This window comes from Stenotrophomonas sp. TWI700 (assembly GCF_039673645.1).
In the GTDB taxonomy this organism is placed as follows: Bacteria; Pseudomonadota; Gammaproteobacteria; order Xanthomonadales; family Xanthomonadaceae; genus Stenotrophomonas; species Stenotrophomonas maltophilia_AA.
The window spans coordinates 70,182-83,989 of the sequence record NZ_JBDJMB010000007.1 but is presented as its reverse complement, the minus strand read 5'-3'; the positions used below and the strand labels follow the sequence as shown (position 1 = coordinate 83,989).

Here is a 13,808-nt window from a genome sequence, read left to right as displayed (position 1 = left end):
GAACACGACAGTCCAATCGATGTGTCATCTGGATTGCGTAGATTCGAGCGGCACTGACCAATCACAAGGAGCCGTAGATGAGGTTGCTGACGCCGCTATCCCTGGCCTGCCTGCTGGCGCTGGCCACCAGCCCGGCCCGGGCCGATGTATTCATCAATGAACTGCATTACGACGACAGCACCCCCGCCGGGGACGTCGGCGAGGCGATCGAGGTGGTCGCCACCGCCGGTGAAGACCTGTCCGGCTACCGGCTCTACCTCTACAACGGCAGCAACCCTGCGGCCGCCACGGTCTACGCCAACAACGCAGTCCCGGCCGGCACCGCCAGCTGCGGCAGCGCCCGGCTGGCCACGGTCAGCTACCCGACCAACGGGATCCAGAACGGCCCCAACGACGGCATCGCCCTGGTCGATGCCAGCGGCAGGGTGGTCCAGTTCCTCAGCTACGAGGGCACCATCACCGCCGCCGGGGGGCCCGCCGCGGGCCTGACCAGCCAGAACCTCCCGGTCAGCGAGACCAACGGCACCGCGCCGGGGACCTCCCTGCAGCTGACCGGTGCCGGCAGCCAGTACGCGCATTTCACCTGGACCGCCTCGGCCGCGCAGACCTTCGGCGGCTGCAACCACGGGCAGACCTTCAGCGGCGGCGGCCCGACCGGCCCGAACACGGCGCCCTCGGTCACCGCCACCACCCCCGAGCAGGGCGCCAGTACCTTCCCCGCCGCCGCCGACCTCAGCGTGACCTTCAGTGAGCCGGTGACGCTGTCCAGCGGCGCCTTTGCGCTGAGCTGCGGCCAGTCCGGCACCGTGGCGCTGAGCCACCCGACCACCGGCACCCGCTTCACCCTGGCCACCAACACGGCGCTGGTGGCGGGTGAAGCCTGCCGCTTCGACATCCGCGCCACCCGCGTGAAGGATGCCCAGGGCGCGCGCCCGGCCGCCGATACACGCATCGCCTTCACCGTGGCCACGGCCACTACGCCCGATCCGGGCAATCCCGGCACGCCCGGGGAGTACTACGCCAGGGTAAACACCTCCACCCCCAGCCAGCTGCGCTGCTCGCTGCACGAAACCATCAAGGGCCACACCGCCTATCCGTACAGCGGCTCGGGCACCAGCACCTGGACCATCCTGGAGATCGCCGACGAAGATCCCAACAACAGCGGCAACATCCTCGATGCCTACCGCAACCGCAGCTACACCAAGGTCAGCGGCCGTGCGGGCACCGGCAGCGGGCTGACCTACAACCGCGAGCACACCTGGCCGAACTCGCTGGGCTTTGCCAGCACCACCGGCGACAAGGGCCTGCCCTACGCGCCCTATACCGACACCCACATGCTGTATCTGACCGATGCGCAGTGGAATGCGGACCGCGGCAACAAGCCCTTTGCCAAATGCGACAGCAACTGCGGTGAGCGCGCGACCGAAGCCAACAACGGGTTCGGCGGCGGCAGCGGCGGCTACCCCGGCACGTCCAACTGGGTGCGCACGCCGGATGGCAATGGCGGCTCGTTCGAAGTGTGGGGCCACCGCAAGGGCGATATGGCGCGTGCGGTGATGTACATGGCGATCCGTTATGAAGGCGGTAAAGATGCCAAAACCGGGCAGTCCGAGCCGGACCTGGAGCTGACCGACGACCGCAGCCGGATCGTCAAGACCTCGGCCTCGCCGGCCTACATGGGCCTGCTCTCGACCCTGATCGACTGGCACTTGTCCGACCCGCCGGATGCGGCAGAACGCGCCCGCAACGAGGTCATCTTCAGTTTCCAGGGCAACCGCAATCCGTTCATCGACCACCCGGAGTGGGCCACCCCGGTGCTGTTCACCTCGGCCCAGCCGGCGACCTGCCAGCTGGCCAACTGAGCCCGGCCGACCGGCGCCCCCTCGCGGCGCCGGTCGGACCATTGGCCTCCCACGGTCCTATACTCGGCGGTCATGTCGATCGCCGATCCCGTCTTCCTGCTGTTCACCACCTGCCCCGACGTGGCCTGCGCCACGCGGCTGGCACATGCGCTGGTGGACGAACGCCTGGCCGCCTGCGTCACGCGCCTGGACGGGGCGCACTCGACCTACCGCTGGCAGGGCGAGGTCACCGAGGACCCTGAGGTCCAACTGCTGATCAAGACCACCGGCAGCCGCCTGGAGGCCGCGATCGCGCGCGTGCAGGCCCTGCATCCGTATGAACTCCCCGAGTGCATCGCGGTCGAAACCCGCGCCGGCCTGCCGGCGTACCTGGATTGGATTCGGGCCCAGACCCGTGAGGAAAGTGATTGATGACGCTGTTTCGTCGTGTTGCCGCGCTGTGCGCGTTGCTTGTGCTCTCCCTGCCGGCCTGGGCGGTCAGCGAAAAGGACCTGCTCCCGGTCGATGAGGCTTTTGGGCTCACCGCACAGGCGCGCGATCGCGACCGGGTGGAGATCAGCTGGAAGATCGCCCCGGGCTATTACCTGTATCGCCATCGCACCACGGTCAAGGCCGCTGCCGGCTTCGATGCCCAGGCGCTGCAGCTGCCCGCCGGCAAGAAGCACCACGATGATTTCTTCGGCGAGGTGGAGACCTACCGCGAACGCCTGACCGGCGTGCTGCCGGGCAAGGCCGCCGACGGCACCGACACCGTCACGCTGGAAGTGCGCTATCAGGGCTGCGCCGATGCGGGCGTGTGCTACCCGCCGCAGAAGCGCACGCTGCAGGTGAAGCTGCCGGCCGGCGGCAGCGCGGCGGCCAGCAGCGCCCCGGCCGCCGCCGGCGCTGCCGCCTCCCCGTTCAACAACCCGCTGGCCGGCAACACCGGCACCGGGCTGCGCCTGCCGGGCACCAGCAACACCCAGGCGTTGCCGCTGCCGTCCGAGCGCGCGTTCGGCTTCGATGCGATCGTCGGCGATGGCAATACCGTGCTCCTGCGCTTCACCCCCGCGCCGGGTTACTACCTGTATCGCGACCGCACCTCGCTGGCGCTGGAAGGCGCCCCGGGCATCCGCGCGGACAAGCCGAAGTGGCCGGCCGCCCAATCCCACCGCGATGAGCACTTCGGCGATGTGGCGGTGTATTTCGACCAGGTCGACGTGCCGCTGCCCCTGCGCCGCAGTACCGCCGGTGCCTCCGATGCCACCCTGGTGATCACCTTCCAGGGCTGCCAGACCGACGGCATCTGCTACCCGCCGATGACGCGCCGGGTAAAGCTGGCGCTGCCGGCAGGCACGATCAACGCCAAGGCCGATGAGGTCGCGCAGAAGACCGAGGTCATCGCACTGCTGCCCACGCGTGACAAGCGTGCCCTGGCCCGCGGCGACGCCGGCAGCCAGCCGATGCTGATCCGCCCGAACGAACCTGCCCTGGCCGTGCCGGGCGACACCGCCGCCACGCCCGATGCGAGCGCGGACAACGCGCAGCGCACGCCGCCGCCGGTCGCCCCGGCGGCCGCACCGGGCAACCTGCTGGTGCTGCTGCTGTTCGCCGTGGCCGGTGGCCTGATCCTCAACCTGATGCCGTGCGTGCTGCCGATCCTGTCGCTGAAGGTGCTGGGCGTGGCGCAGAGTGGCGAGAGCCGCCAGCGCGCGCGCAGCCATGCGCTCTGGTACACCGCCGGCGTGCTGGTCGCCTTCGCCGCCATCGGTGCGCTGGTGATCGCGCTGCGTGCGGCTGGCCAGGCCGCAGGCTGGGGCTTCCAGCTGCAGCACCCGTGGTTCATCGCCGCGCTGGTCTACCTGATGTTCGCCGTCGGCCTGAGCCTGTCGGGCGTGTTCACCCTGGGCGGCAGCATGGGCGGTGTCGGCCAGTCGCTGGCCTCGCGCAGCGGCCCGGTGGGTGATTTCTTCACCGGCGTGCTCGCCTGCGTGGTCGCCAGCCCGTGCGTGGCCCCGTTCATGGGCCCGGCGCTGGCGTATGCCTTCGCCGCCCCGGGCCTGCAGGCGATGCTGGTGTTCCTGGCACTCGGCCTGGGCCTGGCGCTGCCGTTCCTGCTGATCGGCTTCGTGCCCTCGCTGGCCCGTCGCCTGCCGCGCCCGGGCGCGTGGATGGAGACCCTCAAGCTGGTGCTGGCCTTCCCGATGTACGGCACCGCGATCTGGTTGCTGTGGGTGCTGGGCAAGCAGCGCGGCGTGGATGCGATGGCGCTGGTGCTGGGCGGCCTGGTGATCCTGTCGCTGGCGCTGTGGTGGTTCGAGCGCAGCCGCTGGCGCAGCCAGCGCGTCGCCGGCCTGCTGGCCACGCTGCTGATCCTCGGCGCGCTGTATCCGATCTGGGGCGTGACCCGCCTGGATCCACCGGCCAAGGCCGCACAACCGGCCAGCGACAACGTGGTCGAGTACTCGCCGCAGATGCTTGATCGGCTGCGCCAGGACAACCGCGTGGTGTTCGTCAACATGACCGCCGACTGGTGCGTGACCTGCAAGGCCAACGAACGCGCCGTGCTCGGCACCAACGCCTTCCGCGACACCCTGCGCCGGACCAACGCGGTCTACATGCGCGGCGACTACACCAATGTCGACCCGCAGATCACCGCGTTCCTGGATGAACACAAGGCCGTCGGCGTGCCGCTGTACGTGGTCTACGGCCCCGGCGCACCGCCGACCGTGCTGCCGACCGTGCTGACCCAGGCGCTGGTGGAAGAAGCCCTGCTGCGGACCGCGCGATGAGGACGCGGCCACCACGCCGTATGGTCGTGGTGGTCGTGATCGCCGCCGTGCTCGGTATCGGCGCCGGCGTGTGGCTCCCGGGACGGGAAACCGGTCCGGCCTCCGCCCCGCCATCGCCGCGCCCGGTGGTGGCCCCGGCCCGGCCCGGCGACCCACTGCCGGCGATCACCCTGCCCGATCTCCACGGCCAACCGGTGGATCTGGCCCGCTTCCGCGGGCGACCGCTGCTGATCAACGTCTGGGCCAGCTGGTGCGGCCCGTGCGTGGAAGAAATGCCCGCGCTGACCGCGTTTGCCGCCGGCCAGGGCGCCGGCGGGGTGCAGGTGCTCGGGCTGGCGCTGGATACGCCCGAGGGCGTGCGCGATTTTCTGACCCGTATTCCGGTCACCTACCCGATCGTGCTCGAGACGCCCGGGCCGGCCGATGCCAGCGTGCGGCTGGGCAACGCGCAGGGCCTGCTGCCGTACTCGGTGCTGATCGATGCGCAGGGACGGATCGTGAAACAGAAGCTGGGGCCGTTCGCGGCCGGTGAGATCGAGGCCTGGGCGAGGCACTGACGGCAGCGCGGGGACGATCCACAGTCCCCGCGTGCACGTTTCTTTGCTGTCGGCCGGCTTACCCGAACCAGCGGCGCAGATAGCGCGCGGTCGCGCCCTGCCCGGCACGGCTGACCTGCGCGGGGATGCCTTCGGCCACGATCCGGCCGCCCTCTTCGCCTGCACCCGGTCCCACATCGATCACCCAGTCCGCGTCGGCGACCACGCGCAGGTCATGCTCGACCACCACGACCGTGTTGCCGGCATCGACCAGCCCGTGCAGCTGCGTCATCAACTTGTCCACGTCGGCCGGATGCAGGCCGGTGGTCGGCTCGTCCAGCACATACAGGCTGTTGCCGTGCTGGCTGCGCTGCAGCTCGGTGGCCAGTTTGATGCGCTGCGCCTCGCCACCGGACAGTTCCGTCGCCGGCTGGCCCAGGCGCAGATAGCCGAGGCCGATATCCCGCAGCAGCTGCAGCGGGCGCTGCACGGGCGGCTCGTCGGCGAAGAAGGCCAACGCCTCCTCCACCGTCATCGCCAGCACCTGCGCGATGTTGCGGCCGTGCCACTGCACCTCCAGCGTCTTGGCGTTGTAGCGCTGGCCATGACAGGTGGGGCATGGCGCGTAGACGCTGGGCATGAACAGCAGCTCGACATGGACGAAGCCTTCGCCCTCGCAGGTCTCGCAGCGCCCGGCGGCGACGTTGAACGAGAAACGACCCACGCTGTAGCGGCGCGCCTTGGCCGCGCGCGTGCCGGCGAACAGCTTGCGCACATGATCGAACAGGCCCGTATAGGTGGCGAGGTTGGAGCGCGGCGTGCGACCGATCGGCTTCTGGTCGACGTTGACCAAGCGCTTGATCGCCTTGGCGCCGTTCAACCGGCCGCGGGTACGTTCGATGCGGCTGGGCTGCGGCAGTTCGCTGTCGTTCTCCTCGATCACCGGCTCCTGCCCCAGGTGTTCGCCGACCAGCTCGACCAGGGCCTGGCTGACCAGGCTGGACTTGCCCGAGCCGGACACGCCGGTCACCGCCGTGAACGCGCCCAGCGGAAAGCGCGCGTCCACGCCATGCAGATTGTTGCGATGAATGCCCTGCAGGCCCAGCCAACCGGACGGCGCCCGCGGCGTGCGGCGTGGTCCGTGATCGTCCTGGAACAGATACGGCGCGGTCACCGAGGTCTTGATGGCGCGCAGGCCTTCGGGGGGCCCGCTGTAGAGCACCTGGCCGCCGTGCTGGCCTGCGCCCGGGCCGACGTCCACCAGCCAGTCCGCGCGGCGCAGCATCTCCAGATCATGCTCGACCACGAACAAGGTATTACCGCCGGCCTTGAGCTGCGCCAGTGCGTCATACAAGGCCTCGCCGTCGGCCGGATGCAGGCCGGCAGTCGGCTCATCCAGCACGTACACGACGCCGAACAGGCTGGAGCGGATCTGCGTCGCCAGGCGCAGGCGCTGCAGCTCGCCTGGCGACAATGTCGGGGTGGCGCGATCCATCGACAGATAGCCCAGGCCGAGCGACTGCAGCGTGCCGATCCGCTCGACCAGATCATGCGCGATGCGCTGGGCGGCGATGCGTTTCTCCTCGGACAGATCCGGCGTGCGGCGTACGTCGCTGCCGCCGGCATGCGCGTTGCCGCCGGCCGCCACGCGCTTGGCGGTGGCCTGGCGGCCGGCGCTGCGGCTGCGCGTGGCCGTGGCTTTCGGTGCATCGAAGTGGCCTTCCGCGGCTGGCCGCAGTGCCTGCGCCATGGCGCTCAGCGGCAGCTGTGACAGCGTCCCGATATCCATGCCGGCAAACGTCACCGACAATGCCTCGCGCTTCAGTCGACGACCATCGCAGACCGGGCACTGCGCGCCGATCATGTAGCGCGCCACGCGTTTTTTCATCATCGCGCTCTGCGTGGTCGCGAACGTATGCAGCACATAGCGGCGCGCCCCGCTGAAGGTGCCCATGTAACTGGGCTCTTCCTTACGACGCAAGGCCGCGCGGGTTTCGGCCGGGGTAAAGCCAGCATAGACCGGCACCACCGGCTGTTCCTCCGTGAACAGGATCCAGTCGCGCTGCTTCTTCGGCAGATCGCGCCAGGGGACATCCACGTCGTAGCCGAGCGTGACCAGGATGTCGCGCTGGTTCTGCCCGTGCCACGCCGGCGGCCATGCGGCGATGGCGCGTTCGCGGATGCTCAGCGACGGATCGGGCACCATCGACTGCTCGGTGACTTCATACACGTAGCCCAGGCCATGACAGTTGGGGCACGCCCCCTGCGGCGTATTCGGCGAGAAATCCTCGGCGTACAACATGGGCTGCCGGGCCGGATAGGTGCCGGCACGCGAGTACAGCATCCGCAGCAGGCTGGACAGGGTGGTGACGCTGCCGACGCTGGAGCGCACGCTGGCGGTGCCGCGCTGCTGCTGCAGGGCCACCGCCGGCGGCAGGCCTTCGATGGCATCCACATCGGGCACGCCGACCTGGTCGATCAACCGGCGTGCGTAGGGCGACAAGGATTCCAGGTAACGCCGCTGCGCCTCGGCGTACAGCGTCCCGAAGGCCAGCGAGGATTTCCCCGAACCGGAGATGCCGGAGAACACCACCAGCGCATCGCGTGGAATGTCGACATCCACGTTCCTGAGGTTGTGTTCGCGTGCGCCCCGGACCCGCACGAAGGCATCCGAGGCAGTGCTGGGCGATGGGCGGCGCGTGCGGGTGGAAGTCTTCATGGATGAAGAATAGCGAACCACAGCGCCGGCTCACCGCCGGTGAAGACCGGTGAGCACCGCGTTGACGCGACGGTCAGGCTACCGCCGACATGCGCGCCCCTGGGGTCGGGATCACCACGAACGCATCGACGGCGTCGCCCAGCACGGTCGCCTGCCGTTCCAGCGCGCGGGCCGAGGCGGAGGCCTCTTCGACCAGCGCGGCATTCTGCTGGGTGCTCCCATCCATCTGCAGCAGGGTCTGGCTCACCTGCTCGATGCCCACCGTCTGCTGCTGCGAGGCCGCTGAAATACGGGCCATGATCGCGGTGACCCGCTGCACGCTGCCGACAATCTCGCCCATGGTCGCGCCCGCGCTGTCGACCTGCCGGGTGCCGGCGTCGACCTTCTCGACCGACGCCTCGATCAGCTGCTTGATCTGGCGCGCGGCATCGGCGCTGCGTTGTGCGAGCAGGCGCACTTCGCTGGCGACCACCGCGAAGCTGCGCCCCTGCTCGCCCGCGCGTGCCGCTTCCACGGCGGCGTTCAGGGCCAGGATGTTGGTCTGGAACGCGATCCCGTCGATGACCCCGGTGATCTCTCCGATCCGGCGCGAGGACAGCGCGATGTCGGCCATGGTGGTCACCACCTGCGCGACCGATTCACCGCCGCGGGCCGCGACCTCGGCAGCGCGGATCGCCAGCAGGTTCGCCTGCTGCGCCGAGTCCGCGTTCTGCCGCACGGTGGCGGAGAGTTCTTCCATCGAGGAGGCGGTCTCTTCCAGGTGTGCCGCCTGGCGCTCGGTGCGGTCGGACAGATCGTGGTTGCCCGCGACGATCTCACCGGAAGCGGCGTTGATCGCCAGCGAGGCCTGCTGGATGCGCGCGACGATGTCCGTGAGCTGGATGACCGTCGCATTGGCATCGTCGCGCAACCGCGCGAACACGCCGTGGAAGTCGCCCTGCATGCGCACGCGCAGATCCCCCTGCGCCAGCGCCGAGAGCAGGCCCTGCACGCCGGACAGGTTGCTCTGGAAGGTATCGAGCAGGTAATTGATGCTCAGCGCCAGGGTCTTCACGAAACCCTGTTTGCCCTCCACTGCGATCCGCCCATGCAGATCGCCGCGGGCGGCCGCATCGACCAGCGCGGCCACTTCATTCTCCACCGTGGTTTCCAGCGCGCGGCTGCGCCACTCCACGGCGGCACCGAGCAGGTGGTCGTGCTCCACGATCGGGGTGATCACCAGCTGGTAGCGGATCCCCGCGTGCTCGATCTCCCGGCTGGCACGCTGGCCGCGCTGCAGCGTGGGCAGCAAGGTGGCGAAAGCCGGATGCAGGGCGGCAGCGGGTTGGCCGCTCCAGTCCTCCTGCACCCGTTGCAGTTCGGTGAGCAACGCCTGGTTGAGGAAGCCGATCCGCCCTTCGCCATCGAGCACCATCACCCCGGTCTGCGCACTGTCCAGCGCCTGGCGGGCGCGGGTGTTGTCGCGCGCCACGGCGCGCTCGGCCTCGATCCGCTCGCGCAGGCGCTGCTGCATGTGGCGCAGGCGCGTAGCGAGCTGGCCGATCTCGTCGTGCGGATTGTGGATGGTCAGCACGGTGTCGAGACGATCCTCGGCGATGTCCTCGGCGAAGCGCAGCGTATCGGCGATCGGCCGACGAACCGCGCCCAGCACCAGCAGCAGTGTTGCGATCAACACCACCGCCACCAGCAGCAGGGTCAGCGCGAACACGATGCCCATGGTGCTGGCACGCGCGGCCTGCCGCTCGCGCGCCGCCGCCAGGGCCTGCGTCTGTGCCTGCTGCAGCGCCTGCAGACCGGGGCCGATCTGGGCGGCGGTCTCGGCCAGTGACTGCGCCTCCACATCCAGCCCGATACGGGCGGCGGTGTAGGCCAGCAGCGCGCCCTGGTAGGCATCCATCTGTGTCCGCAACGTGTCCTGCGCTTCTACGCCCAGGCGCGCGTCGGCCAAGGACAGATCGAACGGCAGCTTCTGCTCGCTGGCGCGATCGGTATGCGCCGAATCCCCGGTGAGCAGCAGCAGGCTCTCCTCGCGGCGCATCTTCTGCAGCTGTGCGATCAGCACGGGACGCGCGCTTGCCTCCACGGTAGCTTCCAGCGATGCAGCCGCTGCCTCAAGTTGCGCGCGCAGGCCGGCGTCGCCGCGCCCCATTTCGTCCACACGGGTGTTGAGGGCCGCGATGCCTTCCGCGAAGTCACCGGCGCGGGCGGACACCTCGCGCAGCGCATCAGCGCTGCCGGCGTCGTGGGGATCGCGCTGCAGCTGGGTCAGGGTCGCCTGCAGGCGCTGCTGCGCCGTCTGCAACGCCTCGCGGTCGGCGTCATCGAAGGTGGCGGCATAGCGGGTCTGCAGCCGCCGTGCATCGGCGATCTCGGTGGCCAGCGTCGCGGACAGCGCCGCCTCCTGCTGGTGCGCGGCGAACGCCTCGGCCGCGCGCTCGGTATCATGGCGCGTCCAGCCGTACGCCATCGCTACCGCGAACAAGCCCAGGCAGCAGATCAGCAGACTGGCCGTCAGTTTCCGTGCGACGCTGAGACGGCCGAGCGCGGCAAGCCGGCGCAGGGGGGACAAGCGGACTCGATAGCGGTCACCCAGGTGGGTGACGAACAACGACAGGCGGCGGGGGACGGCCGACATCACGTACTCCAGGCGGAAGGACGCATCGGTATCGGCGGGCGTGCGGTGAACTTTAGCGCCGATCTCGATGCGCGCCCCTGGCCTCCCCGGAGGCTCCCCGTTGTAAGGGGACCAGACGACGACGTGATGACGATCAGGCGACAAGCGCGGTACTACGGCTGGCGACCTTGGCGGGGCGCGCGGCGGTCCGCGACGCATGAACGCGCGACAGTGAACGAAGGGACAACACCTTCACGGCGATTGCGTTGAACTAGCACTGGGATCGCGGCCGGGGCCGCTGCAGGACCTGGTGTGCCCTCTACCGCACATCAGGTTGATCACGACGCTTGACGCCATACCGCACGGAGAGAGACCGCCATGAATGCCGCCTTCAAGATCTTTCTGCTCGCCGGTGCACTGCTGTACGGCCTGCCGGGGCTGGTGTGGTGGGTGAACCATCGGCGGGCGAAGCGCGCCCGATTGGCCCAGGGCGTGGTCAGCGTCGAGGCCCGCGCGCCATGAGCGGCGGCACCGGTACGAACGCGGCACCCCACCTGACCGAAGCACAGCGGCAGATCCTCCGCGACATCAACGCCACGCGTCCGGTCAGCGATGAAGCGGCCAACTGGGCCGTCAAGGCCGGCTATGCGGCCCAGGCGGAAGATGGCGACATCGACCTGACCCAGGCCGGCCGCCAGCGGGTGGACTCCAGCACCCTGTAACGGGCCGGGGCACAAGTGCGCTGCGAAGGCAGCGCGACGTTCGTGATGGTCTGGCAGAACAAGGACGGGCAATGGCAGCTCACGCGGGTGCTCAGCTACGGCCATCGCGCGTTGACCGGGGCTGAGAAGGCGGCGCTGGAGACGACGGGAACGAGGTAGGGCCTGAGCGGCCAGCCATGCACAGCGCCACAGCGGCAACCGCGAAGCCGCTGGTGAGCCAGAGATTGGCGGTCAGGCCGAGCCGATCCAGCGCCTGACCGCCCAGCCACGCGCCGGATGCGATCCCGACATTGAAGGCACCGACATACAGTGCGGAGGCGACTTCGACCGCCCCCGGCGCGGCCTTCATCATCCACGTCATCAAGCCCACCGACACCCCGCCGTAGGCCAGTCCCCACGCCAGCAGCGCCAAGGCACCGCCCAGGCGCGATTCGCCGATGGACAGGAACAGCAACGGCACCAGTACCAGACCCGCTGCGATCAACGACACTGTCAGTCGGGTACGTCGTGCTGCCCCGATACCGGCCAGGAAATTTCCGGCCATGCCTGCGGCGCCGTAGCCGAACAACAACGGCCCGACCCAGCCCGCGTCGAACCCCGGGACGGACAGCAGCAGCGGCCGAACGAAGGTAAAGGCGATGAAGTGTCCCGCGACCAGCAGGAAGGTCAGCATCAACCCACGCTGCAGCGCGCGGTTGCCCAGTTGATGACCGAACTGGCGCAGGGTCGTCGTGCCGGACGGCGGCAGACCGGGCATGACGGCCAGATGCAGGGCGAGCACGGCGGCACCCAACAGCGCCATGCTGCCGAACGCCCAACGCCACCCGAGAAGCTCCCCGATCAGCGCGCCGAGTGGAACGCCCAGCACGGAAGCAGCCGCCACGCCGCCAAAGATGAGCGATGTGGCCAGGCCCACCGATCGGGTCGCCACCAGCCGCACCGCCAGCCCGCCGGCAATCGCCCATATCCCTCCCATGCACAGCCCGACCAGCACGCGGGCCGCCAGCATCCAGCCCAAGGTGGGTGCGAAGGCCGCGCCCAGATTCGCGATCACCAGCAGGCCCAGCAGCGCGCACAGCAGCGAGCGCCGATCCAGTCCGCCCGCGCTGATCACCACCAGCGGTGCGAACAGCGCGGCCAGCAGGGCGGGCAGCGAGATCATCAGGCCCGCGGTGCCGGTGCTCGTGGCCAGCGCTTCGGCGATCGGGGTCAGCAGGCCGACCGGCAGCATCTCCGTGGTGACGACCGAGAAGGTCGCCAGACTGACCGCAGTGACCGCCCACCACGGGTGGCGGGGTGTCGATGGCGCGTGCACCTGCATCAGCAGACCTCCAGGTTGCGTGGATCGCGCGGACGCAACACGCCGTGCGCGATCGCCGCCGTCAGCAGCACCGCGCCTCCTGCACACAGCGCCACCAGGTACCCAGCACGCGGACCGTGTGCATCCACTCCATAGCCTGAGATCGCGGCGCCCAGCGCCACGCCCACGTTCAGCGCCGCCAGCAGCCAGGTCATGCCCTCGGTGAGCTGGCGCGGCTGCACCTGCTGCTCGGTCAACGACATCGCCACGATCATGGTCGGGGCGAAGAACACGCCCGCCACGAACACCGTCACGGCCAATGCGCCGATGCTTCCCACCAGCAACAGCGGCACCGTGGTCACCGCAGTCGCGATCCCGCCCAGCAGCAACAGGCGGCGCAGGGGCGTCTGCAGGGTGAGCGCACCGAACAGCACGCCGGACAGGCAGGAGCCGGCGGCATACGCGCACAGCACGATGCTGGCAGCGGCGGGCTGCCCCAAGTGTGCGGCGAAGGCGACGCTGACGATATCGACGGTGCCGACGATCACGCCCATGGCGACCATCAGCACGGCCAGACAGCGCACGCCGGGCAGACGGATGACGGACGCAACAGGCGCGGCATTCCGTCGTGCTGCCTCGACGGGGGGCTCGGTCCTGCGCTGCGCGATCAGCGCAAACGCGCCGATCGGCAGCAGCACGGCCGCGGCAAGCACACCCGCCTGCGGCAGCACCGCGACCGCCAGGCCGACCGACAGCGGCGGCCCGGCGATGAAGGTGACTTCATCGAACACGGTTTCCAGCGCGTACGCCGTCTGCAGTTGCGGTTGCCCGCGGTAGATCGCGGTCCAGCGCGCCCGCACCATCGCCGACATGCTGGGCATGGCGCCGGCCAGCACTGCGCCGAAGAACAGCAGTGCGGCCGGTGCCGCCCACCACGATGCGCCGAGCAGGAGCAGCAGGCCGAGCACACTGACGCCGGTAGCCACCGGCAACACCCGGCGCTGCCCGTGCCGGTCCACTAGACGGGAGACCTGCGGTGACAACAGCGCGTAGGTCAGCACGAACGTGGCCGCCACCGCGCCGGCCAGCGCATAGCTGCCGCGCACCTGGGCGAGCAGCGTGATGATGCCGATGCCGGTCATCGGCAAGGGCAGCCGTGCCAGCAGGCCCGCCAGGGCGAAGCCGGTGCTGCCCGGGGCCGCGAACAGCGCGCGATAAGAGTGGCTCATGGGGTGGTTCACCCGGTCTCTTCCATTTTACATACACATCGTATGTTTAAAATCC

Annotated in this window: 10 protein-coding genes; 6 read left to right on the top strand and 4 right to left on the bottom strand. The window is 69.5% G+C overall.

Going from position 1 to position 13,808, the window contains the following annotated elements; all coding sequences use genetic code 11:
- Window positions 1-77: 77 nt before the first annotated feature.
- The 4 genes from ABE473_RS07670 (at window position 78) to ABE473_RS07655 (ending at window position 5,190) form a co-directional block, all read left to right on the top strand.
- The gene (locus ABE473_RS07670; RefSeq protein WP_346489050.1) at window positions 78-1,862 is read left to right on the top strand and encodes an endonuclease; all 1,785 of its coding nucleotides are present in this window, start codon (window positions 78-80) and stop codon (window positions 1,860-1,862) included.
- Window positions 1,863-1,934: 72 nt separating this feature from the next.
- Window positions 1,935-2,273 carry a divalent-cation tolerance protein CutA gene (gene cutA / locus ABE473_RS07665; protein WP_346489049.1) on the top strand — a complete coding sequence of 113 codons (339 nt, stop codon included), beginning with the start codon at window positions 1,935-1,937 and terminating at the stop codon, window positions 2,271-2,273.
- Window positions 2,273-4,633: a protein-disulfide reductase DsbD gene (locus tag ABE473_RS07660; RefSeq protein WP_346489048.1), complete on the top strand. Its 2,361-nt coding sequence runs from the start codon at window positions 2,273-2,275 to the stop codon at window positions 4,631-4,633. The genes cutA and ABE473_RS07660 overlap by 1 nt, the downstream gene beginning before the upstream one ends.
- A complete protein-coding gene (locus tag ABE473_RS07655; RefSeq protein WP_346489047.1) occupies window positions 4,630-5,190 on the top strand; it encodes a TlpA disulfide reductase family protein in 561 nt (186 codons plus the stop codon). The genes ABE473_RS07660 and ABE473_RS07655 overlap by 4 nt, the downstream gene beginning before the upstream one ends.
- A gap of 58 nt (window positions 5,191-5,248) precedes the next feature.
- Here the strand turns inward: ABE473_RS07655 and ABE473_RS07650 are convergent, their stop codons facing one another.
- Window positions 5,249-7,888, bottom strand: a complete 2,640-nt coding sequence (locus ABE473_RS07650) for an excinuclease ABC subunit UvrA (protein WP_346489046.1) — start codon at window positions 7,886-7,888, stop codon at window positions 5,249-5,251.
- 73 nt (window positions 7,889-7,961) lie between these two features.
- Entirely contained in the window at window positions 7,962-10,523 is a 2,562-nt protein-coding gene (locus tag ABE473_RS07645) for a methyl-accepting chemotaxis protein (RefSeq protein WP_346489045.1), read from the bottom strand.
- A 357-nt stretch (window positions 10,524-10,880) separates the two neighbouring features.
- On the opposite strand from ABE473_RS07645, the gene ABE473_RS07640 reads away from it, so the two are divergent.
- Window positions 10,881-11,024, top strand: a complete 144-nt coding sequence (locus ABE473_RS07640) for a hypothetical protein (protein ID WP_179459899.1) — start codon at window positions 10,881-10,883, stop codon at window positions 11,022-11,024.
- Complete coding sequence (locus ABE473_RS07635; protein ID WP_179459898.1) at window positions 11,021-11,224, top strand: hypothetical protein; 204 nt, start codon at window positions 11,021-11,023, stop codon at window positions 11,222-11,224. Before ABE473_RS07640 ends, ABE473_RS07635 begins: the two co-directional genes overlap by 4 nt.
- Before the next feature lie 91 nt (window positions 11,225-11,315).
- Here ABE473_RS07635 and ABE473_RS07630 read toward each other — a convergent pair whose 3' ends face one another.
- Together ABE473_RS07630 and ABE473_RS07625 are read right to left on the bottom strand one after the other, a co-directional pair.
- The gene (locus ABE473_RS07630; RefSeq protein WP_346489044.1) at window positions 11,316-12,545 is read right to left on the bottom strand and encodes an MFS transporter; all 1,230 of its coding nucleotides are present in this window, start codon (window positions 12,543-12,545) and stop codon (window positions 11,316-11,318) included.
- Entirely contained in the window at window positions 12,545-13,753 is a 1,209-nt protein-coding gene (locus tag ABE473_RS07625) for an MFS transporter (RefSeq protein WP_346489043.1), read from the bottom strand. The genes ABE473_RS07630 and ABE473_RS07625 overlap by 1 nt, the downstream gene beginning before the upstream one ends.
- Window positions 13,754-13,808 lie beyond the last annotated feature (55 nt).